Here is a 24,523-nt window from a genome sequence, read left to right as displayed (position 1 = left end):
TTGGATTTGTTCAGACCGAAGTGATGCGTTTACTTCTTTTTTTAATCGTTATCATATAAACTACGGTAGAAATCAGTAATAAATGCAGATAGAAAGCGTATTTAAAAAGGTCGGAATACTGCATTTGGTCGTCACTGAATTTTATTAGAGCTAATACTTGTGCACCGTAGGGTACCAATCCTTGTACATAACAAGAAAATATGTCCAATATTGAAGCGCCATTGCGAGGGGCAATATGGTATTTATCGGCAATTTTCTTACTGATTTTCCCTGTAATAAGGATAGAAACTGTATTGTTTGCCACACAAGTATTTACAGTACTGACCAAAGCCGCAATACCAAAACTAGCCGAACGTTCACTACGAATGAGTCGTTGAATTTTATTCATCAAAAATCGGATACCACCAAAATGCTCTGCCAAAGCCGCCAATCCACCCAAGAAGAGCGATAAAAAGAAAATTTCGGACATCGAGGTGAACCCTTCATAAGTGGTATTGAGTAAAGCAAGTATATCAAACTTGCCGAACCATAGTCCCAACAGCCCTGCGTATAATATCCCCACAAAAAGTGTTACAAAAACATTCAATCCGAAAAGTGAAAGTACAACTACCAATAGATAAGGAGTCATCAATATCCATTCATAAGGACGATGCACCACTTCAAAAACTTGAGAAGTGGTCGTTTTTCCAAAAATAAAAAGGATTATTAAAGTAAGAATTGCTGCTGGAAGTGCTATTCGGAAATTGGCTTTCATTTTTTCATTCATCGCACATTGCATACTTTGAGTTGCGGCAATGGTGGTATCGGAAATTAAGGAAAGATTATCACCAAACATCGCCCCCGAAAGTAAACAGGCTCCCACAAGCCCCAAATTCGTATCGCTTTGCAATGCCAAATCCACCACAATAGAACCTAAAGCGGTGATTGAACCTACCGAAGTCCCTGAAGCAAAGGATAAAAAGGAAGCCAATACGAAAATAACTATCGGAAAATAATTTGGGTGAATATGGCTTAGACCAAAATTTACAATACTATCCACACTTCCTATTTCTTTGGAAACGGTGGCAAATCCTCCTGCTAACAAATATATAATACACATTGTCAGCACACTTGGCTCACCACATCCTTTTAAGAAAGTATTTATTTTATCTCGCAACGGGGCGCGAAACATCAGCATTGCTACCACTACTCCTACAAGCGCAATAAGCGGCGAAGGAAGTACGTAAAAATTATTAAAATACAATCCTCCCCCTAAAAAAATAATTACGAAAACCAATAGCGGAACAATAGCCCAAAAGCCAAAATCTTTCTTTAATTCCATTTTTTTATTTTGAGCGCAAAAATAGTATTTTAACCTGACATAAAAAGACAAAACAGAAAAAAAAATTAAATCAACAAAAAACAACAAAATAATCATATTAAAAACAATTACAAATCACCTCAAGATTGATCTCAAACCTTGTGAGGACTAAAATCGTTTTACTTATCTTTGCTTAAAAACAAATATGACAGATTTTATAATACTGTTTATTGCCTCCATTTCGGCAGGTATGCTGGGCGCTTTAACAGGGCTTGGTGGAGGTGCAATTATTGTACCCTTGCTTTCGATAGGCTTTGGAGTACCTATGCATCAAGCCGTTGGGGCTTCCCTAATCTGCATCATTGGGACTTCATCGGGGGCGGCTTCGGCTTACGTTCGGGAAGGATTTACTAACTTAAGAGTTGGCATCTTTTTAGAAGTAGCTACCACTTTGGGTGCCATTGGCGGAGCAATGCTTGCCGGATTATTACCCGAAAATCTACTTGCCATTATTTTTGGAGCGATTCTTATCCTAACCGTGTTATTGAATTTACGTCCGAAACCCAATTACGAATATCCTCGGATAAAAGGCTCTTGGTCAGAACGTTTAAAACTATACGGAAGTTATCCTAATGCCAATAACGAAATTTCGTATGCCGCACGAAACGTTCTTGCTGGTTTTTCAATGATGGGTTTTGCTGGTATGATTTCTGGACTGCTAGGACTAGGTGGTGGTGCTTTTAAAGTACTAGCAATGGACAATATTATGAAACTCCCCTTTAAGGTATCTACCACAACTAGCAATTTTATGATTGGCGTAACGGCTGCCGCAAGTGCTTTAATTTACTTCCAAAGAGGGGATATCCTTCCTCAGTTGGCAGCCCCAGTATTGCTGGGTGTAGTGGTAGGTTCGGTTACAGGAGCTAGAATATTTATGAAAGCAAAAGTAAAATCATTAAAGATTCTTTTTGCTTTTGTGGTATCTTCCATATCTATATATATGATTTATAATGCCCTAAAAAACATACTTTAATATGGATACGAATACTGAAAAAACTAATCAAATCATTGGAAATGTACTGCGCATCGGAGTAATTTTATCGGTGGTCACTGTAATTATGGGGTTGTTTTTAAATTTTTCAGAAAATAATTTTAAGCAAATTGCTTTTCAAGAGAATGATGCAATCAATCAAAATTATTTTCAGCATTTTTACTCATTACTTATACAAGGAGAAAGTTTGGGCATCGTAGCCTTAGGCGTATTGCTAATGTTGGCAACTCCCATTTTACGGCTAATCTTATCATTACTTCTCTTTTTAAAAGAAAAAGATTTTTTATACGTAGGGATTACTCTTTTGGTTATTGGCATTTTGATATGGAGCATTCTTTTAGGAAGTTAGTCGTTTTAAGGCAAAAAAAGAATAAAAATAACATTAAAAAAGAGAGATGGTTCAAAAAACTTATTTTTTTTGATTTTTTTACATCAGAAATGCTTAATTTCGTAACCTGATTATATTTTTGACTTCAAAGTAAAATATTTTAATGATGAGTAAATACGATATTATTGTTTTAGGAAGTGGACCAGGTGGTTACGTTACAGCCATCAGAGCTTCGCAATTGGGCTTTAAAACGGCGGTTGTTGAGAAAGAAAATTTGGGAGGTGTATGCCTAAATTGGGGGTGTATTCCTACCAAAGCGCTTTTAAAATCAGCCCAAGTATTTGAATATTTAAAGCACGCCTCTGATTATGGGCTTTCAGTAAAAGAATTTGATAAAGATTTCTCTGCTGTTGTAAAACGAAGCCGTAATGTAGCCGAAGGAATGAGTAAAGGCGTTCAGTTTTTGATGAAAAAAAATAAAATTGACGTTATCGAAGGATACGGAAAGGTGCAACCAGGCAAAAAAGTTGCTGTTACCGATAAAGACGGAAACACTACGGAATACACAGCTGAGCATATCATTATCGCCACAGGAGCACGTTCACGCGAATTACCTGCACTTCCGCAAGATGGTAAAAAAGTAATCGGTTACCGTCAAGCACTTACTCTACCTGAACAACCTAAAAAAATGATTGTGGTAGGAAGTGGCGCCATCGGAATTGAATTTGCTTACTTTTACAATTCAATGGGAACAGAGGTTACCATCGTAGAATATATGCCGAATATCGTTCCTGTGGAAGACGAAGAGGTGTCCAAACAATTGGAACGCAGCTTCAAGAAAAATGGCATCAAAATTATGACCTCTGCCGAAGTTACAAAGGTAGACACTTCAGGTGATGGCGTAAAAGCTTACGTTAAAACAGCCAAAGGCGAAGAAATACTTGAAGCTGACGTGTTATTATCTGCGGTGGGTATTAAAACCAACATTGAAAACATTGGTTTGGAAGATGTGGGAATCGCTACTGACAGAGATAAAATTTTAGTAGATAAATTCTATCAAACCAACGTTCCAGGTTATTATGCTATTGGCGACGTTACTCCTGGTCAGGCGTTGGCTCACGTGGCTTCTGCTGAAGGTATTTTATGTGTAGAAAAAATCAAAGGATTACACGTTGAACCGCTTGACTACGGAAATATCCCTGGATGTACATATTGTACCCCTGAAATTGCTTCGGTAGGACTTACTGAAAAACAAGCTCGCGAAAAAGGATATGATATCAAAGTTGGTAAATTCCCTTTCTCGGCATCAGGTAAGGCAAAAGCTGGTGGTAATGCCGACGGATTTGTAAAAGTAATTTTCGATGCTAAATACGGAGAGTGGTTAGGTTGTCATATGATTGGTGCTGGTGTTACTGATATGATTGCTGAAGCTGTAGTTGCCAGAAAACTGGAAACCACAGGTCACGAAGTGTTAAAAGCGGTTCACCCCCACCCTACTATGAGTGAAGCCGTTATGGAGGCCGTTGCTGCTGCCTATGGAGAAGTAATTCACATTTAAATATCAGTTTATAATTCAAAATAATGAAAATAAGCACCCAAACAAGTTGGGTGCCTATTTTTGTTCTTATTACTATTGTCTGATAGTAGTAAGGTATCAAAATCTAAAATTATCAAATAAATTGGTAGATATTTACTGATTGTTGCAACAAAATAAAAAGAAACGCTTTTGAGTAGCTTTATTTTACAGAAAGAATATTTGTTCGATACAAATTTTTAAGCCATTTACTTAAAAAACAAACAAATGTTGTTGCTATTTTGGGCGTTGTGCCTCGTAAAAGGCACGATACACTCTGGAGTTTTGATAAAGTTCTTGATGCGAACCCATTGCTGATACTTTTCCAGCTTCAAGCATTATGATAAGATCAGCATTTTGAGTGGCTGAAATACGATGACTGACGATAATACGTGTTTTCCCTTGAATAACCGTGTCCAAATTGTGCAATATCTTCTCCTCAGTATCCGTATCAACCGCCGATAGGCTATCATCAAACAGATAAACCTGTGCCGGTTTAAGCAAAGCCCTTGCAATGCACAAACGTTGTTTCTGACCTCCGCTGAGCGACACCCCACGCTCCCCTAAAATAGTGTCGTATTGTTTAGGAAACTCCAAAATGTTTTGATGCACTACTGCATTTTGGCTCATCGCAATCATTTGCGCTTCTGTGGCTTGAGCATTCCCAAAAAGCAGATTGTTTCTAATCGAATCGGAGAATAAAAAGGATTCCTGTGGCACCACTGAAATTGCCTCACGAAGTTGTTTTAAATCCAGCTGTTTTATGGAATAACCATCAATGAAAATTTCGCCAGAAGTAGCATCAAAGGTACGAGTAATCAAATCTAAAATAGTTGATTTTCCACTTCCTGTTTTACCTATTATGGCTATGTTTTGTCCTTTTTTAAGGGTAAAAGAAACATTTTTGAGTGCTTCAATTCCCGTATCGGGATAGGTAAAACTTACATTTTCAAAGCGAATATCTCCTTGAATATTTATTTTATGAGCATTGGGTGCATTTTGTATTTCAGGAACCTCAGCTAAAAACTCATTGATGCGTTTTTGTGAAGCTTCGGCTTGTTGTACTATTGAACTTACCCAACCCACTGTTGCCACAGGCCAAGTAAGCATCATCACATAGATACTGAATTTGACAATAACTCCAATAGACTCAATCTCTCCTTGATAATATAATTTTCCTCCTATAAACACCACAAAAATCAAACTTAATCCAATCATCAGTATCATTGTAGGAAAGAAAATGGCTTGTATTTTTGCTAATTTGATGCTTTTCTGTCTGCCTGATTCCGCCAAATCAGCTAATTGAGCATTCACACGAGCCTCATCGGCATAGGCTTTAATAACACTTATACCTGAAAATGTTTCCTGCGAAAAGGTAGAGAGTTGTGATAGGTATTGTTGTACGACCAGCGTTTGCCGATGAATTTTCTTACTCACTATATAAATCAAAATAGAGAGAATAGGAAGTGGGATAAGGGTATAAAGAGTTAATTTCGCTGAAGTGTAAAACATTAAAGGCACTACGCAAACAAAAAGCGTAATGGTTTGAACGCTATACATAATGGCAGGACCTACATACATACGTACTTTGCTAACATCTTCACTGATACGATTCATCAAGTCGCCTGTGCGATTACGTTTATAGAAATTAAGCGAAAGTTGTTGGTACTTCACAAAGATTTCATTCTTCAAATCGTATTCAATGTAGCGAGATACGTTAATAATAAGCTGACGCATAAAAAACGTAAACAGAGCCGAAAGCAATGTAGCTCCAATGATAATAAGCACGTATTGCAATAATATCTGTTTAATTTGATTACCCTCTTTTTCGGGCAATGTGGCGTACTGCTCAATGGCGGTTATTGAGTTCTGTACGTATTCGGGCATTACCAATGAAAATATACGTGCAATAATGGTGATAAATATTCCTAATATTAAGTAATACCGATACTTATAAAAATATTTTCTTAAGTAGCGTAATTCGGTCATAAAAAGGTTTTGAGCGTACAAAGATAATCAATTCTGAGCAACAAACGACTACTTTTCTTTTTTATAAATAGCCCTCATACTTAAAAAATGTATTAAAATTCTTTTGTACCTACATCTCAATCAACTCATTACACAAAAAGATTTAAAAAAAATACTCTGAAATATACCTCACTGCAATGATTTTCATTAAGCATCTGTATCCTATTTTGAAACATACTAACCAATGAAAGTACATTTCTCCTTTACAAGATTGATCGACAAAAGAATTTTAGTAAAAAAACAAGCAGATTGCTCATCTCAAACAAACAAGACAAGCAACCTGCTATCATAACTTATAAATTTTCTATTTCACACCGTGCATCCAACGGGTAATGAATGGACCCATTAGGAAGAGCACTATACCACAACCAATGGCAATAAAGCCTAACATTGTGAATACAGAAAGTCCTTTGTTGAGTGACTCTCCTTTGATGACGTTAACAATTGCCATTTCGGGAGATTTTTCAACTAAGCTCTCGTAGTCAGCAAAAGTAGCCACTTGAGTATTAACCTCATTTCCTTTGAAGGATAAAAACTCTTGTGTTGCCGATTTTACAATATTATCTTTCTTAGTTCCGCTGTAGTTTTCAGCATCTTCCAAAGTTTCTTTAATGGTTACTACCGACTTGGCATATTGCCGTTGCGGATTTAATTTGTTTAATCGCTCAATAAACGCATCGGAAACTAAGATTGATTCCACAGAGGATTTTTCCAATTTGTCTTTAAACGTTTTTTCAGATAAAACCGCCTTGATATCTTTATCAATGTCAGCGTTTTGGAAAGAAGCACCCTCTACAATAGACTTTTCATTTACGGTAGTGAGTTTAGCAATGTGTTTTCCACCTTGATGAGCAATGGAAGAAGATAAAAACCAAATCCCCATCATAAACGCTACCATATGTTTGGGTGAAAGTTTCGTTACTAAAGACAAACCTACGGGTGAAAGCGCCAATTCCCCAAGCGTATGTAATAAGTACAAAAGTGCCATAAATATAGCAGGTACCATTCCTAATTTGGCGTAGCTACCACCGAATTTAAGCACTAAGAAACCAAGCCCGAGCAATAGCAAACCTGTTCCGAACTTATACGGAGCAGCCGGTTCTTTGTTTAAATGGGATAATTTTATCCATATCCAAGAGAAAACGGGGGCGAAAAGCATAATATATAACGGATTGAATGATTGGAAATACGTAGTTTTCATTTCAAATCCGAATAGCATTTTATCTACGTTACGTGCTGTAAATAGATTTAGTGCTGAACCTGCCAACTCGAAGAACGTCCAAAATATAGTAGTGAATAAAAGTAATAACACTACCACCCAAATACGTTGTTTTGCTACCAATTCCATTTTGCTGGCTTGGAATAATAGATATCCGATGATAATAACTGCCAAAGCACCGAGCATATAATCTACTACGGTTTCGTGTTGAATTAACAACAATGAACAACCTACCATCACAGCAGCTGCTACATACGGAAGTATGCTGTTAGGAACAAAACTGACTACATTTTTAGCAGGTTTCTCATCTGGGGCTAATCCAATATTCTGAAAAACACTTGTTCTGCTGGCAAGGAAGAATATAATAAACCCTAATAGCATTCCTATACCGGCAGTTAAGAATCCGTATTGCCAACCTTCATTCTCCCCAATGGCGCCACAAGTTAAAGGCGCTAAGAATGCACCCATATTGATTCCCATATAAAATAGAGTGAAGGCTCCGTCACGTCTTTTATCTCCGTCGGCATAAAAACGACCAATCATTGAAGAGATATTTGGCTTGAAGAAACCATTTCCTACCACCAATAAAGCTAATCCGATAAAGAAAGTAGTTTGATTATTAGCAAATAAAGTAAATTGCCCCGCTGCCATCAGTATTGCACCGAAGGCAATAGCTCGGCGAAACCCAATAAGTTTATCAGCAAAGTATCCACCAAGTATTGGCGTAAGGTAAACTAATGCACCGTAAGCTCCGTAAATTCCGAAAGCTTTTGCATCATCAAACTGGAACCCACCATCAACTAAGTTCGCAGTCATATAAAGGATAAGAAGTGCCCGCATACCGTAGTAGCTGAAGCGTTCCCATAGCTCCACCATAAAAAGAGTAAAAAGGGCTTTCGGATGTATTTTACGATTGGAGAAAATAACAAACCCCACCCACAGCGCAACACCAAGCCACGCTATCAACATCAATTTGTAATCTGGATTTAACATAGTATTTATTTAATATTTAATTTATCATTTCTTTTTTAATAGAAAAACCACTCCAATTACTCCCCTCAATCAAAGGGTTTAGCTTTTAGCTGCTTTTACAAATTCATTCAAGTTATTGTACAACGAAATCCACTCTTCAGCATCAAACATCAGAGTAACTAAGCTTAAAAATCGACGTAAATCACGCTCCAATTCTTTGCGTTGCTTAGTAGCAGAGGTTATTTCACGAAGTTCGGCATTGGCTTGAGCTTGTTCGTTGTAATACATTTTAAACTCCTCGTGCTTGGCTTTCAAATTCTCAAAAGCAGCTTCAAGCGACAACTTTTTGATATGATTTTGATTCTCTTCTTCTAAAAGTGCCTGAATGAGCTTTCCTAACTGAACGGTTTGTTCGGCATACGAGTGCTGGTCTTGTTTGAGTCCGTGTATTTTAAACTGTTCGTAAAGCGCTACAGCGGCTTCAATATTAGGTGCAGATGACACACGCACGTAGCCCGAAAGGAACACCTTAATGTCTGAAAAAGCCTTATCGCGTTCTTTATCAGCCTGTGCTACTTGCTTCCCTTTTCCGCTAAAGGCTTGTTTAGAAAGTACAGCATAATACTTCTGATACGAGGCTTCCAGTTTCTTCATAAACAGATGTGTTTTTGCCTCATTGCTATCCGATTGTTTTACGGCTTCAATAACTCGCTCGGTAAGAGCGGCTAAGTCTTTCGTTGATAGTTTTCTGTAATTTACCTTCATTTTACCCTATTTTTTAGTTGTTATCTGTTGTTCTTTTCAAGATTTCATTTATTTATAGATAATTATACATAAATGCAGCTATACCATCTATATACTTTATCTATCTTAAAATCTGGTTTTTATATTGTGTTAGCGTATTTTAGCAATACCCTACTGCCTTCACACCGCAAATTACCTCCCAAAGGTATAAAAAAATCATTTTGATTACACAAGAAGCATTATTTTTTTTATCTATTTTTAACTTTTACCCCTTATGCTATTTATATCCCCTCCCCTACACGCTTCAAAAAGAAAAAACGAAGTGTACAAGCCATATATATTTTTGTTTCAAAACGTTTGTTTTCTATTTATAGGGCTGTATTATTGTTTTCAAAAAAGATTGAACTATCTATCCATTTCAATAGCTTGTTTCTTTTAAAGAGCTAAGAGGATATGTATGTTATCTATTCAATTCCTCTAAAATTTTATAACTTTTCAAGCAGATATTCCGTCATCTTTTGGTAAAGTTGTAATCTTGTGTATCCACCATAAATGCCGTGGTCTCTGTCTGGATATATCAACCAATTAAAATTCTTATTCAGCTGAACGAGTTTGTTAATCAACACCATTGCGTTTTGAACGTGCACATTGTCATCAGCTGTTCCGTGAATAAGTAAATAGTTTCCTTTAAGATTTTTAGCGTGTGTAAGGGGTGAATTATCATCATATCCGTAAGGGTTTTCTTCTGGAGTCTGCATAAATCGTTCTGTATAAATAGTATCATAGAAACGCCACGAAGTTACTGGAGCAACTGCAATGGCTGTTTTAAATACGTCACCAGCTTGAAACAAACAGTTGGAAGACATAAATCCGCCAAAGCTCCAACCCCAAATTCCGATGCGATTTGCATCAACGTACGATTGATTTGCAAAAAAACGTGCTGCAATTATTTGGTCTTCTACCTCATATTTTCCCAATTCCTTGTAAGTACATTTCTTGAAGTCACTACCTTTATATCCCGTTCCGCGTCCGTCCACACAAGCTACTAAATAACCTTGTTGCACTAAAAGAAAATGCCAAAAGTCGTTAGTATCAAGCCATTTGTTGCTGACTTCTTGTGAACCTGGTCCCGAATATTGATACATCAGTAACGGATATTTTTTATTAGGGTCAAAATCATTAGGTTTGATGATGTAAGCATTTAATTTTCCATTAGGAGAATCCAATTCAAAGAATTCTTTTTTAGCAAGACGATATTCTGAAATAACTTTCTCATATTCTGAATTATCTAAGATGTCTTTTATAATTTTCCCGTCCTTGCTATTATTAAGTGTATAGTGTGTTGGCTTTGTTACACTTGAAAATTCATTAATATATAACGAAAAGTCAGGACTAAATATAGCGACGTTAGTTCCTTTATTAGCAGAAAGCTGTTTTTTGTTTTTTCCATTGATTGAAATGCTGTAAACACCTCTATTTATTGAGCCATTTTCAGTAGATTGGTAGAAAATACGTTCAGTTTTAGAATCATATCCATAGAATTTAGTAACTTCCCAATTACCTTTTGTGATTTGTTTTTTTAATTTACCATTTTTATCATAATGATAGATGTGATTAAATCCATCTTTCTCTGATGTAATTAAAAAACTATTGTCTTTTAAGAAAATTAGGTTATCTGTAATTTCTACATAAGTGTTGTTTTGTTCATTTACTACTGAATGAACTTGATGTGTCTGTGAGTTTATTAAATTTAGGTTGAAATTATTTTGATGTCTATTGAGAGTTTGTACACTTAGAGTGTTTTTATCATTTGTCCACCGAATGCGAGGTATGTAATAGTATAAATTATCTTGTGCATCGGATGAAGTTTGTTTACTGACTTGTTTTTTATTCGTTGCAACGGGTGTGTCGAATATCTTTTGGGTCGAAATATCATAAATGTGCACTGAAACTTCTGAATTTGTCTGTCCAGCTTTTGGATATTTGAAAACTTGTTGTGTGGGATAGAGTCCTATTCCATAAACGTCCATTGAAAACTCTGGAACTTGGCTTTCGTCAAATCGAATGTAAGCTAATTTTGTTCCATCAGCGTTCCAATCAAATGCTCTCACAAAGCCGAATTCTTCTTCATACACCCAATCAGTTATCCCGTTGATGATTTTGTTTTTCTTTCCATCAAAAGTAATTTGCGTGGTTTTGTTGGTGTTTATCTCGTAGATGTATAAATTGTTATTGTAGGCGTATGCGATTTTGTTTCCGTCTGGTGAAAAGGTTGGTTCTTGAATTTTATTTGTGCTAATTCGGATTCCTTTGTTTGTTTGTAAATTGTAAAGATAATAGTTTGCTACAAACGAATGTCGGTAAATTTGTTCAGACTCCGAAGCGATAAGTAACCATTTCTCATCAGGACTGAATGTATAATCATTGATAAACAACGAAAACTCGCTCTCATTTGAAGTGTCAAATAGTGTTTTTACCTTTTTGAGTGTAGTGAAATCATATAAATCAATCTGCTGTGAACCTGCTTCTCGATTGTAATTTAGTGTTGTATACTGATTTGTATTCTTCATCGCCGATAGGTGAGATATCTGCTCCGGATAAAACACACCCTTTGCCCAAATATCTTCCAAAGTAATGGCTTTGTTTTGAGCGAACACAACATTTACAAAAATAACTAACCCTAAAAACAAAACATAATTTTTCAGCTTCATCTCCTAAAAATTTATAAATTCAAACGGACAATGATACTAAAAAATTAAATACTAATACACTTTTTTTAGTTAAATGTGCTATTTACAATCTAAAAATAGTTTTAAACTCTTTTGACAAATCATTAAAAATACCAACCAAAACACTAAATTTCGACGTATTTTTAAGTCTTTTTCTACTCTTTATTTTTATCCATAGCAAAAATGGCATAGTAGTTGTTATTCCATAAATAACAAATTAAAAACAAATATATTATGAAAGTAAAGAAAATCGTTTTAACTTTTCTATTTGCTTTAGCAGTCATAGCGGTAGAAAACTTACAGGCACAAGTACATTTAGGATTTAAAGGCGGTGCCAACTTAGGAAAAATTGAAGGTGTTGCTTACAAAGACCAATTTATGTTGGGGTATCACTTAGGAGGTTATATTGGTTTTGATTTTTCAAAACATATCGGGCTACAAACCGAAGTGCTTTTCAATCAAAGTAATACTAAAATGCGTGATTCATACACTGATGTTTGGAAAGAAGCCTTCGAGAAAAGTAAAAAACTGGATTATGTGAGCGTTCCTGTGCTTTTAAAAGTCAATCCGAAAGGTACTTTTTCAGTAGTTGCCGGACCTCAATTCAGTATTTTGGTAAATCGTGATGAAAATCTGTGGCAAAACGGAGAAAAACTATTCAAATCTGCTGATTTCTCATTGGTTGCAGGGGCTGAACTTAACATCAATCCTTTGGTTATCTATGCCCGATACGGTTGGGGATTTGCCGATATTAGCAATTTAAAAGAAAAAGCAAACAGCCAACAAATACAAGTAGGTGTAGGGCTGCGCCTGTTTTAAAGAAAGATGTTTGATTGATTGTGTTGTTAGAAGACAACTACTTAAATTATAAGCAGTTGGCTTCATCTTTTTATAAAAGGGCTTTTACATACGGATAATATACCAAACACAACGCTACAAAAGCCGAAATAGTAGCAAAGGCAACCGCTCCGGCAGCAATATCTTTTATTTCTCCTATTTTTTTATGATAATTTGGATGTACAAAGTCACAAACCTTTTCAATTGCCGTATTCAAACTTTCAGTGGCTAAAACTGCCCCCATACATAAAATTTGTATGATCCAATGTGCTGAGGATAAGCCCACACAAAAGCCTAAAACCACTAAAACACAACAAACCATACTATGGAATATAATAGCATTTTCGTTTCGCAATAAATACAACATACCACGCAGTACAAATTTTAAACTTCTGATTCTATTTAATATAAAACGCATCTGTAAATCTTATAAAATCTTTTAAAAGGGCTAAATTATATCTTTTTTAATTGCTGTACAAATCATTTGAAAAGTAAAAAACCACCTTCTATACGCATAAAAAGTGGTTTTTAATGTTGGATAAGTTTTCAAAAACATTTATTTTTTAACATAAGTGTCCAAAAAATAACTATCAGGGTCACTTGTGTTTTCTTGCTTGATTACTATTTCTTTATCTGTTTTTTTAGCTATTTCATATTTCACTTTAGATTTATTGAAAGCAATTTCCAGCATTTTGTCTGTTAGTTGATAAATGCCTTGAATTCGACTTAGTTGTTTGCAAGAATTTCCTACCACAGGAATATACCCTTGAAAAATACACACTCCCTTTTGAAAAGTAATCGTACTTTTTTTTAGGCATTCCAATATTTGCGGACTCTCTTCTTTTCCTTGAGAAATACCTTTGTGAAACATCTCCTGACTATCGAAGTGCCAAACCCCGTCAACAGAAGTTGGATTGTTGTTATCTCCGTTTCCAGTAGCTTTACCGTTATCTTTCTCGCAGGCAACTACAAAAACAGCAAATAAAACAATCATAGTTAAATAAATTCTTTTCATCTTATTTTTTGATTTTAAATTCGCGTGGTAAAGGTATGTATCAAATGGTAAATTAAAATCATTCAATAAGATAAATTATAGCTAAAGAAACGTTAATTATACTTTATTTTCTTAACTAATATCATTTTTTTGTAACTTATTAAACCTGCAACAAGCAACCACACACACAGTAGCACATTACCTACAAGAGTAATTTTACTCCCGATTTGAACCACGGGTGGTTGAAACTCAAAAACAATATTGTGCTTCCCTTTCGGAATATATAATCCTCGTAGCAAAAAATTCACACGATACTCTTGTGTAGGATTTTCATCAATAGTTACTTGCCAACCTTTAGGATAATGAGCCTCAGAAAAAACAGCAAATCCCTCATTTTCATTAACGGATTCATAAATCAACTTATTGGGTTGGTAACTTTTAAGTGTAATTGTAGCTGTACTATCTACAACAAAATTCGTTTTTATTTGTTGTGCATCTTTAGCTAAAATGAAAGCTTCTGTTTTTGGAACAAATTGGGTTAACGATTGTATCATTTGATCATCATCTTCTACCGTTTTCAAATCAGTAACAAACCAAGCATTTCCCAAAGCATTTGGATTTTGAATGGGAACAGTCTGTCCTTTTTCATCTTTAGTGAGTATATATTTCACATTGAGCATATCCAACACTTTAGTATTCCCTTGAGAAACCTGATAATCAAATAACTCCTGCAAACGCCGAGGTTTGGCGGCGTGATACCCTCCCACCGAATGATGAAAATAAGAGGTTCTTGCCCCATTAAGCCCCACCGAAGGTTCATAAACTCGATATACAGAATCATCCTTAAGTAGGGTTAAGTCAGCTTTACTAGCTTCAAACGGTTGAGTCAATTTACGCTTATCGGTAAAATCGGAATTATTTACATAACGTTTAGCAACTCCAGCTAAATCCAAAACTATAAGCACAAAGAGAAATACATAGGCTATATTTTGTGATATTTTGCGTATTTGAAACAAAATAAGTGTCACAAGTACAGCCAAAGCAAAACCTGCCGTACGAAGTAAATCGGAAATGTACATTGACTTGCGGTCTTCTATCAATTGGGTAAGAATTTCACTACCATAATATTGTGTGATTAAAGCATCGCTACCGCCAGAAAAAGAGAAAAATTCTTTACTGATAAAAAGCAAAAATAATAGTCCGAAAACAACGTAAGTAGTGTACAAAAGTGGTTTCTTATTAGCCTCTGGAGTATTTTTTATAAAACGGTAAAACCCAAGCATTGCCAGTAATGGTACGCACAATTCCAAAATGACTTGAATGGAAGAAACGGCTCGAAACTTGTTGTACATCGGGAAATAATCAATCATAAAATCGGTAAGTGCATCGAAATTCTTCCCCCACGAGAGCAGTAAAGCTAAAATACTTCCGCTGAGTAGCCACCATTTTATACGTCCTTCAACCAAAAACAAAGCTAAAACAAACAAAAAGAAAACCACCGCCCCAACGTAAGCTGGAGCTGCTACGATGGGCTGTTGCCCCCAATAAGTAGGCAAGGCATTTGAAAAATCAAGTGCTTGAGAGGTAGGCACTCCTTGATTTACTAAAAACTGATAGGTATGCGAATCCTTCCCTAAAGCCTCGTGATTGGAGCCACCAAACAATCGGGGCGCAATTAGATTTAAGGACTCGGAAATACCATAGCTATACTCTGTAATGTATTCTTTGGAAAGCCCATCAGAGGTAACCTTTGGGAGTCCTTTGGGGGTAAGGGTCAATTCGGATTTTGAACGAGTACTCCACTGAGCATATTCTTGAGTAGCCAACAAGGAAGTAGCATTAGTTATCCCTCCTAAAAATAAAGCCACAGCTATAACGCCCACCGATTTTAAAAGAGATTTAAACTCCGTTTCCCTCCAAGCATAAATGGTTTGAAAAGCACCTAGAACCAAAATCAATAGTAATAAATAATACGTCATCTGATAGTGATTCGCACTGATTTCCAAGGCAAACGCAACCGCCGTTAGCAAACCACCCCAGAGATATTTTCCCCTGAAAGTGAGCAACAATCCAGCTAATACAGGAGCAAAATAACCAATAGCGTGAGCTTTGGCATTATGCCCAACACCTATAATGATAATTAAATAAGTTGAAAAACCAAAAGCCACAGCACCGAGAAAAGCCGTTTTGTAATCAACTTTTAAAACCAAAAGTAGCAGGTAGAAACCAACAAAATACAAAAACAAATAATCGGCAGGACGAGGCAAAAAACGTATTGTTTTATCCACTTTTTTAACCATATCATAAGGATAGTTCGCCCCTAACTGATAAGTAGGCATTCCCACAAAAGCGCTATTGGTCCAATACGACTCTTGGCCAAAGTCCTCCCTAAAATCGTTACGCTCCTTGACCATACCACTATACTGAACAATATCACTCTGCCAAATGGCTTTTCCTTGCAAAACGGGATAAAAGAATGCTAATGAAATGGTTATAAAAAGCCCCAATACCACAAAATGTGGCAACATTTTCTGTAAATACGTTTTCATTGTTTTATTCTATTTCTTCGTAATCAATATATTCGCCCACTTTTTTGGTAGATTTCGGATTGGTATATTTGGCATTTGCGCTATCAATTTTATTATCTTGGTTTTGTTTTTGTTGCGCTTGTTGAAATTTTCGTTGTATGTTTTGCTGTAATTTTTGTGCAAAAAAACGGAGCATATACGGCATCAAAAATCGCAACAATAATCGTAACCCAAATATTACTAATATAACAACAATCAATGTCTTTATAAATCCTGTAAGAGAAGCTTCTGCAATCATTATTTCTTTAAGTTTTTTTCAAAAATACAATTCTAATTTATTCAAGAGGTAAAAATAAGAAAATTATTATACCTCCAAACGAAATCTTTCAAAAGATATGTGTTATATTTGCCATAGGCTTTCTTTTTTAAAAAAGAATACATAAAAGTTCATCTTTTATTCATTTTGACAGAAAAACCGACAATAAAGCAAATAACACACAGAGATATGCGAAAACTCTTCTTTTCTATTTTTTTAATAGGCTTTTCCACGAGTATTTTCGGGCAATATACCGATATTATCAACTCCAACCAACCTGGAAACTCGCAAAGCGCTTATGCGCTGGGTAAGAAAGTATTACAATTTGAAGGCGGACTTTGGGTAGAGAACCGAAAACATACCCCCACACACACCAATATGTTCATCAGTGGATTGAATTATACTGTACGTTACGGATATTTTTCTAATAAATTGGAATTTATGCTTCAAGGAGCACTGATTTATGATTACACCCAACAAAACCGATTTATTACAACAACACAGTCTCATATGGGGTTCTATAATCATACCTTAGGTGCTAAATACTTAATATACAACCCTTATTTTGAAAACAAACCTAATTTATATAGTTGGAAAGCCAATCATTCCTTCAATTGGAATAATATGATTCCAGCGGTAGCAATATACGCTGGCGTGAATGCCTTTCCTAACGAACGCTATTTTTACTCAGGCATTGCTCCTTTTTCTCCAAAAGTAGTTTTAGCCTTACAAAGTCATCCCACCCCTCGTACCGCACTGATAGGCAATATTATAGCCAATCGATTTACTACCCAATACCCTGAATGGGGTTATGTATTAACCTTGACACATAATCTTGATAATGGTCGTTTTAGTATCTTTGCCGAATCGGAAGGAATTCAAAGTCATTGGTATAGCGACCACATCATACGCCTTGGTGGAGCATACCTTTTCACCAAAGATATTCAGGTAAATATAGATTTAGGTGCCAGTTGGAAAGACACGCCAAGCCGATACATCGCACTTTTAGGTTTCTCTTATCGGATAGACAAATACGACAAATTCCTTCCTCAAGAGAAAAAATAAACCAAAAAAAATCAAATACAGCAAGAAAAAGATGGTGACCGTCAAAGAAATACATTCCTTAAAAGACATTAAAACCTTTGTAAAATTTCCGTTTTCACTTTATAAAAATCATCCGTATTGGGTACCTCCTATTATTAGTGCCGAAGTGGATTCGTTCAATAAGGCGAAAAATCCGGTATTTGAAAATGCAGAAGCTTTCTTATACCTAGCTTACAACGATAAAAATGAAATTGTTGGGCGAGTAGCCGCAATTATCAATAATCACGATTTGAAATCTGCTGAAACCCAAAAAATACGTTTTGGCTGGTTCGATGTAATAGATGATATTGAAGTAACCCGAGCTTTATTGCAAAAAGTAGCTGAAAAGGGAAAAGAATATCAGTTGGAATATATGGAAGGTCCTATGGGGTTTTCAAATATGGATAAAGTAGGTGTGCTTACCAGCGGATACGACCACATTGCCAATATGATGACTTGGTACCATCATCCGTATCACAATGAACATCTACAAAAATTAGGTTTTACAAAAGAAAAAGGATACCGTGAGTCTTATTTCTTGATTGAAAACGTGAACCACGATATTTTTAAAAGAACTGCTGCTTCGGTAAAAGCACGTTACGGACTACGTATCGTTCCTGCCAACACTACCAAAGAAATTCTCAAACACGTAGATGCTATGTTTGAGCTTTTCAATACCACATACGCCAAATTAGCCTCGTTTGTCCCCATTTCAAAAAAACAACAACAGCACTTTAAGGATAAATACATTCCTTTTGTAAATCCAGAATACATTCGTTTCATTGAAGATGCTGACGGAAATCTGATTTGTTTTGCTATTGTTCTTCCTTCTTTTTCAAAGGCTTTACAAAAAGCAAAGGGCAGACTATTTCCTTGCGGATTTTGGCATATGCTTAAAGCCAAACAAAAAAACGACACGGTAGAATTTTATCTGATTGGGGTATTGCCCGAATATCAAAGTAAGGGAGTTCCCGCCATTTTATTCGATTACTACTATCCCATTTTCAAAAAAAATGGTATAAAAAAATGTGTAGTTACCCCAGAATTGGAAGATAATATTGCTATCAAACAGCTGTGGAAGAATTTCGCCCCAGTAGATTATGCTACTCGCGCCACTTTCCGAAAAGAATTGGATTCAAAATAAAAAAGAGGTTTGATTTTAAGAAAAAGTCAAACCTCTTAAACCTCTTTATTTCATCACTTCTTTCAAGTATTTAGCTGTGTAGCTCTGTTTGTTTCGGATAATTTCTTCGGGAGTGCCTTGTGCGATGATGGTTCCGCCTTTGTCGCCTCCGTCCAATCCTAAGTCAATTACGTAATCGGCTGATTTTATCATCTCCAAGTTATGCTCAATTACGATAATGGAATGCCCTTTTTCTATAAGTGCCTGAAAGGAAGCCAATAACTTGCGAATATCGTGAAAATGCAATCCTGTGGTAGGTTCGTCAAAGATGAATAGTACCTTCTCTTTACTTTCGGACTTCGCCAAGAAAGAAGCCAACTTAATGCGTTGTGCCTCTCCTCCCGACAACGTGGAAGATGACTGCCCAAGTGTAACATAACCCAGCCCAACATCTTGAAGCGGTTTTAGTTTCGAGCTGATTTTTGGTTGCTTATGTTGTTCAAAAAAAGCAACGGCATCATCAATAGTGGTGTTTAGTAAATCGTCGATGGACTTGCCTTCAAAAGTTACTTCTAACACTTCCTTTTTGAAACGTTTTCCGCCACAAGCCTCGCAAGGAAGATGTACATCAGCCATAAATTGCATTTCGATGGTAACTTCGCCTTCGCCTTTACAAACCTCACAACGCCCACCATCTACATTGAATGAAAAGTGTTTTGGCTGAAAGTTCCGCAACTTTGAAAGTTTTTGTGCGGCATACAAATTCCGAATATCGTCGTAGGCTTTTATGTAAGTTATTGGGTTTGAGCGTGAGGACTTGCCTATCGGGTTTTGGTCAACGAACTCCACAGACTGAATGTGCTTGTACTTTCCGTCAAGTTTTGAGAACTGCCCTGCTTTGTCGCTATTGATGTCCAATTCTTTAAGCATCGCAGGATATAAAATTCGCTTGATAAGTGTTGATTTTCCGCTTCCAGAAACGCCCGTAACTACCGTAAGCATATCCAACGGAAGCGTAACATCTATGTTTTTTAAGTTATTTTCACGACAGCCTATAAGCGTGATGTAATGCGGAGAGGTGCGTCTTTCTTTCGGAAGTTCGATTTGCATTCGTTTGCTGAGGTACTTACCCGTTAGCGAATCTGCCGTAAGAATTTCGTCATAAGTGCCTTGTGCAACTACCTCACCACCGTGCGTTCCAGCTTCAGGACCAATATCAATGATGTAATCGGCAGCTTTCATAATGTCTTCATCGTGCTCAACTACAATCACCGTGTTGCCCAAATCACGTAACGATTTGAGTACTCCGATGAGTTTTTCAGTGTCTTTCGGGTGCAAACCAATACTGGGTTCGTCCAAAATATACATTGAGCCTACCAAACTGCTTCCTAATGAAGTTGCCAAATTGATACGTTGGCTTTCTCCGCCTGACAGCGTGTTTGACTTACGATTGAGGGTCAAATAGTTCAATCCTACGTCCGAAAGGAATTGCAATCGATTTTCAATCTCCACAAGTAAGCGTTTGGCTATACTTCTTTCGTAGTCAGAAAGTTTCAGCTCTTTAAAGAAAGTTTGTAATTCTTCTATGGAAATATCAACTAAATCTGAAATACTTTTGCCGTTAATCTTTACGTAATCAGCCTCTTTTCGTAAGCGTTTCCCATCGCATTCGTTGCATTTGGTTTTTCCGCGATAACGTGCAAGTAGTACTCGATTTTGTATTTTATAACTTTTTTCTTCAAGTTCTTTGAAAAAATCTGTCAGTCCGGTGAAAAATTTATTGCCTTTCCAAACCAATTGTTTTTGCTCTTTGGTGAGTTCAAACCACGGCTTGTGAATGGGAAAATCGAACTTGTAAGCATTCAAAACCAGCTGATCGCGATACCAACTCATCGTTTCGCCTCGCCACGGAAAGATGCAATTATCGTACACGGAAAGAGCTGTGTTCGGAATGATTAACTCTTCATCAAGCCCAATGGTATCGCCATATCCGTCGCACTTGGGACAAGCTCCGTACGGATTGTTGAAGCTAAACAAATGAACATTGGGTTCAAAAAACTCAATGCCGTCCAATTCAAATCGGTTACTGAACGTTTGTTTGTTCTGATTTTCAACCTCTTCGATGATGCATTCGCCTTTTCCTTCAAAGAAAGCAGTATCAACGGCATCTGCTAATCGATGTTTAAAATCTTCATCGTGTTGTACAATAATTCGGTCGATAACAAGCAGAAAATCAGAACTTATACTATTCAGGTCGGCTTCGTCAATGCGAATAATTTCGCCTTTATGCTGAATACGTGCATAACCCTGCTGTAATAAAATTTGAAGCACTTGGGGCGTTTTCCTACCTTCGGCAATATGCACGGGAGCTAAAAGCAGTAATTTTGTTCGCTCAGGATAGTTCAAAACGGCATCAACTACATCAGTAACAGAATGTTTTTTCACTTCTTTGCCAGAAATGGGCGAGTACGTTTTTCCGATACGAGCGAAGAGTAATTTTAAATAGTCATAGATTTCTGTGGACGTCCCTACGGTAGAACGCGGATTAGAAGTATTGACTTTCTGTTCAATAGCTATAGCGGGAGCAATTCCCACGATGTTATCCACTTTGGGTTTGTCGAGTCTTCCTAAAAACTGACGTGCGTAAGACGAAAGGCTTTCCACGTAACGGCGTTGCCCCTCGGCATAAAGTGTGTCGAACGCCAAGCTGGACTTTCCCGAACCCGATAAGCCCGTAATCACTACCAATTGATTACGCGGAATGCCAACCGTAATGTCTTTTAAATTGTGGAGCTTAGCTCCTTTTATAAGTATTTCTTTGGTTTTCATTTCTTAATAGAAGAATAAGGCACAAAGATATGTATTTATCAAGGAAACAAAAAGCACTAAAAATGAAAGACAATAAACAAAATGAAAAATTAAGACTGATTTATCGCATTTATTTTTAACAAATCTATCACATTATATTTTTTGTAAAATTAACTTGAAATATTAGTTTTGCCCCAATTACGTGTGCAACTTAACATTTAAACATTACGGACTTCATTATGTTATCTGTAAACGAAAATATCACAGAAAAATACAAAACGGCTACTTTTGGGGCAGGTTGTTTTTGGTGTGTGGAAGCTATTTTCGAGCTTTTGAAAGGTGTAATACACGTAAAATCAGGATATACAGGAGGGCACACCCCTAACCCTACTTACGAAGAAGTGTGTGATGGAGTAACTGGACACGCCGAAGTTGTACAAATCACCTATGACCCTAATGTTATTTCTTTCGAAAATTTACTAGCTGTTTTTTGGAACATCCACAACCCCACCACTTTAAATCAACAAGGAATTGACTATGGTACACAATATCGCTCTGCTATATTCTATCATAATGATTATCAACGAAAAGCAGCTCTGAAATCAAAACAATTTTTTGAGGATTCGGATTTATGGCCCCACAAGTACGTTACCGAAATATCCAAATTAGATGTTTTTTACCCAGCGGAGTCTTACCACGACAATTTCTATTCGCAGAATATGGAGGAATTTTATTGTAGTCAAATCATCACTCCTAAAATCAACAAATTCAAACGGATTTTCACTCAATGGCTCAAACAATAGTTTTATAGAAAAGCCTCTTACTTTCTTTTCAACCGAAAAAAGATTTTTTTGTTTTTTAATTTGTTATAAAAATGTTATTTTTGTGGCTAGTATAATTAACCTCAAACATAAACTATTATGTATAAAAAATTAAGAAATCTTATCATTGTGGCAGCCATCTCTTTAGGAGTTGCAAGTTGTAACTGCAATTCAGGCTGCAAAACAGAAGGTGGTTCAAAAGGAGAAATTCAACCCATTAAGGTGTTTGCACCTGAGCGTCCTGCAGGTCAAAAAGATGTTGTAGGGCTAGTTACTCCGAAGTTAGAAACTGTTCGTGTAGGCTTTATCGGGTTGGGAATGCGCGGTCCGTCAGCAGTAAAACGGTTTACACATATCCCTGGAACAAAAATAACCGCTCTGTGTGATGTGGTTCCTGAAAGAGTAGAAAAAACCCAAAAAATACTAGATGAAGCTCAAGTACCCCGTGCAGCGGAATATAGTGGTTCTTTAGATGCTTGGAAAGGGCTTTGTGAGCGAGACGACGTTGATTTGGTGTACATTGTTACCGATTGGAAACACCACGTTCCGATGGCTCTCTACGCTATGGAACACGGAAAACACGTTGCCATTGAAGTACCAGGAGCTATGAGCTTAGAAGATATTTGGGCACTTATCAACAAAGCCGAAGAAAAACAATTGCATTGTATGATGCTCGAAAATTGTGTTTACGACTTTTTTGAACTAACGACCCTTAATATGGCTCAAAAAGGCTTATTCGGAGAGGTTATCCACGCAGAAGGTGCTTACATTCATAGTTTAGAAGATTTCTGGGGTGCTTATTGGGAAAATTGGCGCTTGGAATACAATAGAGAAAATCGTGGAGATGTTTATCCTACACACGGCATAGGTCCTGCTTGTCAAGCACTTAATATCCATCGTGGTGATAAAATGAATTATTTGGTTTCCATAGACACCAAACCTTTTAACGGACCAAAATACTACAAAAAACTTACTGGAAAAGAAGCACCCGATTTCCAAAACGGAGATCATACAATGACCTTAATCAAAACTGAGAAAGGAAAAACAATGCAAATTCAACACAACGTAATGACTCCTCGTCCGTACTCAAGAATGTATCAATTAACAGGTACAGAAGGATTTGCTAATAAATATCCTATTGAAGGCTTTACTTTACGCCCTGAAAATGTATCTGCAGATGAGGTGCCTAACCACGAAAACTTAAACGCACACGGTTTTGTTTCTGCTGAAATTAAAAAAGCTTTAATGGAAAAATACAAGCATCCTATCCATAAAGAATTGGAAGAACAAGCTAAAAAGGTAGGCGGACACGGAGGAATGGATTTCATTATGGATTATCGATTGATATACTGCTTACAAAATGGTTTACCTTTGGATATGGACGTTTATGATTTGGCAGAATGGTCTTGCCTAGTTCCGCTTTCTAAAATTTCTCTTGAAAACGGAAGTGCTCCTGTTGAAATTCCTGATTTTACACGAGGTGCGTGGAACAAGGTTCAAAAGTACGAACACGCCTTTGCTAAATAATTTTAACTTTATAGAAGAATTAAAAAAACCGGATTTTTCAAATCCGGTTTTTTTTGATGATTTTTTAATCTATGCCTTGAAGGTAGTTTATAATATATCATTAGTGAAAAATCTGGAGACAAATACGATGAAGCTATCGAACAATTAAGAGATTGGTATAAGAAAAATGGAAAATTTTAATAATTAAATTATGAGAAATATAATTAAACCGTTTGAAAAGGTAGGTGAATTAAAATTTGGAATGGATAGAAATTCGATTAACAATCAACTAAACACTAAATTTGAACCTGTTTTTGAGAAAACATTAGGAGGGGTGGAGTTTGTAACAGATCATTATGACAATCTTGGAGTAATGTTAGGATATTTTACCAAAAACTTCAAGTTATCTTATGTAGTATTATCAGAAGTGATGGAAAAACAAAACAAATGTCCGATACTTGGATAAATGGAAGAAATAGATTGGAAAAAGCAGTAGGAGAAGATATAGCGAGAGATATAGAAAAAGCTATGAGTAGAGGTGAAGTAGATAGAGTGTTAAGTAA

The 24,523-nt window shown here is 36.4% G+C and carries 20 protein-coding genes (1 of these 20 only partly in view); 10 read left to right on the top strand and 10 right to left on the bottom strand.

The features are described from left to right. Positions 1-10 precede the first annotated feature (10 nt). Positions 11-1,321 (bottom strand): Na+/H+ antiporter NhaC family protein, encoded by a 1,311-nt coding sequence (locus CGC47_RS09560; protein ID WP_042001525.1) that lies wholly within the window; start codon positions 1,319-1,321, stop codon positions 11-13. Positions 1,322-1,505: 184 nt separating this feature from the next. Here CGC47_RS09560 and CGC47_RS09555 point away from each other — a divergent pair, with 184 nt between their 5' ends. From CGC47_RS09555 to lpdA, 3 genes are all read left to right on the top strand, one after another. Then, positions 1,506-2,333, top strand: coding sequence for a sulfite exporter TauE/SafE family protein (locus CGC47_RS09555; RefSeq protein ID WP_095900287.1), 828 nt, complete (start codon positions 1,506-1,508; stop codon positions 2,331-2,333). Position 2,334: 1 nt separating this feature from the next. After that, positions 2,335-2,700 (top strand): DUF1634 domain-containing protein, encoded by a 366-nt coding sequence (locus CGC47_RS09550; protein ID WP_095900286.1) that lies wholly within the window; start codon positions 2,335-2,337, stop codon positions 2,698-2,700. 145 nt (positions 2,701-2,845) lie between these two features. Then, a complete protein-coding gene (gene lpdA, locus CGC47_RS09545) occupies positions 2,846-4,237 on the top strand; it encodes a dihydrolipoyl dehydrogenase (protein WP_082048272.1) in 1,392 nt (463 codons plus the stop codon). Between the two features lie 252 nt (positions 4,238-4,489). Here lpdA and CGC47_RS09540 read toward each other — a convergent pair whose 3' ends face one another. The 4 genes from CGC47_RS09540 to CGC47_RS09525 form a co-directional block, all read right to left on the bottom strand. Further along, on the bottom strand, positions 4,490-6,241 hold the full coding sequence (locus CGC47_RS09540) for an ABC transporter ATP-binding protein (protein ID WP_082025335.1): 1,752 nt from the start codon (positions 6,239-6,241) through the stop codon (positions 4,490-4,492). Positions 6,242-6,584: 343 nt separating this feature from the next. After that, positions 6,585-8,492, bottom strand: a complete 1,908-nt coding sequence (locus CGC47_RS09535) for a peptide MFS transporter (protein ID WP_042001410.1) — start codon at positions 8,490-8,492, stop codon at positions 6,585-6,587. A gap of 78 nt (positions 8,493-8,570) precedes the next feature. After that, a complete protein-coding gene (locus CGC47_RS09530; protein WP_013996627.1) occupies positions 8,571-9,236 on the bottom strand; it encodes a DUF6261 family protein in 666 nt (221 codons plus the stop codon). Between the two features lie 464 nt (positions 9,237-9,700). Further along, entirely contained in the window at positions 9,701-11,926 is a 2,226-nt protein-coding gene (locus CGC47_RS09525; protein ID WP_042001408.1) for a S9 family peptidase, read from the bottom strand. A gap of 252 nt (positions 11,927-12,178) precedes the next feature. Here CGC47_RS09525 and CGC47_RS09520 point away from each other — a divergent pair, with 252 nt between their 5' ends. Next, entirely contained in the window at positions 12,179-12,763 is a 585-nt protein-coding gene (locus tag CGC47_RS09520) for a porin family protein (protein WP_041998485.1), read from the top strand. A gap of 70 nt (positions 12,764-12,833) precedes the next feature. Here CGC47_RS09520 and CGC47_RS09515 read toward each other — a convergent pair whose 3' ends face one another. From CGC47_RS09515 to CGC47_RS09500, 4 genes are all read right to left on the bottom strand, one after another. Then, a complete protein-coding gene (locus tag CGC47_RS09515; protein ID WP_041913517.1) occupies positions 12,834-13,199 on the bottom strand; it encodes a diacylglycerol kinase in 366 nt (121 codons plus the stop codon). A gap of 138 nt (positions 13,200-13,337) precedes the next feature. After that, positions 13,338-13,796 carry a hypothetical protein gene (locus CGC47_RS09510; protein ID WP_041998488.1) on the bottom strand — a complete coding sequence of 153 codons (459 nt, stop codon included), beginning with the start codon at positions 13,794-13,796 and terminating at the stop codon, positions 13,338-13,340. Between the two features lie 92 nt (positions 13,797-13,888). Further along, positions 13,889-16,324: a YfhO family protein gene (locus CGC47_RS09505; RefSeq protein WP_095900285.1), complete on the bottom strand. Its 2,436-nt coding sequence runs from the start codon at positions 16,322-16,324 to the stop codon at positions 13,889-13,891. A gap of 4 nt (positions 16,325-16,328) precedes the next feature. Further along, complete coding sequence (locus CGC47_RS09500; RefSeq protein WP_041999939.1) at positions 16,329-16,601, bottom strand: DUF4834 family protein; 273 nt, start codon at positions 16,599-16,601, stop codon at positions 16,329-16,331. Positions 16,602-16,808: 207 nt separating this feature from the next. Here CGC47_RS09500 and CGC47_RS09495 point away from each other — a divergent pair, with 207 nt between their 5' ends. Beyond that, complete coding sequence (locus CGC47_RS09495) at positions 16,809-17,684, top strand: transporter (protein WP_232779661.1); 876 nt, start codon at positions 16,809-16,811, stop codon at positions 17,682-17,684. Positions 17,685-17,715: 31 nt separating this feature from the next. Then, entirely contained in the window at positions 17,716-18,846 is a 1,131-nt protein-coding gene (locus CGC47_RS09490) for a GTP cyclohydrolase (protein ID WP_095900283.1), read from the top strand. 45 nt (positions 18,847-18,891) lie between these two features. Here CGC47_RS09490 and uvrA read toward each other — a convergent pair whose 3' ends face one another. Beyond that, positions 18,892-21,654 (bottom strand): excinuclease ABC subunit UvrA, encoded by a 2,763-nt coding sequence (uvrA, locus tag CGC47_RS09485; RefSeq protein WP_041999942.1) that lies wholly within the window; start codon positions 21,652-21,654, stop codon positions 18,892-18,894. Between the two features lie 218 nt (positions 21,655-21,872). On the opposite strand from uvrA, the gene msrA reads away from it, so the two are divergent. The 4 genes from msrA to CGC47_RS09465 all read left to right on the top strand — a co-directional run. Continuing rightward, positions 21,873-22,436, top strand: a complete 564-nt coding sequence (msrA, locus tag CGC47_RS09480) for a peptide-methionine (S)-S-oxide reductase MsrA (RefSeq protein WP_041999945.1) — start codon at positions 21,873-21,875, stop codon at positions 22,434-22,436. Positions 22,437-22,553: 117 nt separating this feature from the next. After that, on the top strand, positions 22,554-23,981 hold the full coding sequence (locus CGC47_RS09475; protein WP_041999948.1) for a Gfo/Idh/MocA family protein: 1,428 nt from the start codon (positions 22,554-22,556) through the stop codon (positions 23,979-23,981). A gap of 190 nt (positions 23,982-24,171) precedes the next feature. Next, positions 24,172-24,426, top strand: coding sequence for a hypothetical protein (locus CGC47_RS09470; RefSeq protein ID WP_041999951.1), 255 nt, complete (start codon positions 24,172-24,174; stop codon positions 24,424-24,426). After that, positions 24,408-24,523, top strand: the 5' portion of a protein-coding gene (locus CGC47_RS09465) for a hypothetical protein (protein WP_041999954.1). Its footprint extends 73 nt past the window's final position; 116 of the gene's 189 nt are visible here — the first part of the coding sequence; its start codon is at positions 24,408-24,410; its stop codon lies beyond the right edge, outside the window. Before CGC47_RS09470 ends, CGC47_RS09465 begins: the two co-directional genes overlap by 19 nt.

Origin of the sequence: Capnocytophaga canimorsus (genome assembly GCF_002302565.1) — a bacterium.
GTDB lineage: Bacteria > Bacteroidota > Bacteroidia > Flavobacteriales > Flavobacteriaceae > Capnocytophaga > Capnocytophaga canimorsus.
The sequence above is the reverse complement of the archived record's forward strand: the minus strand, read 5'-3'. Positions and strand labels throughout refer to the sequence as shown.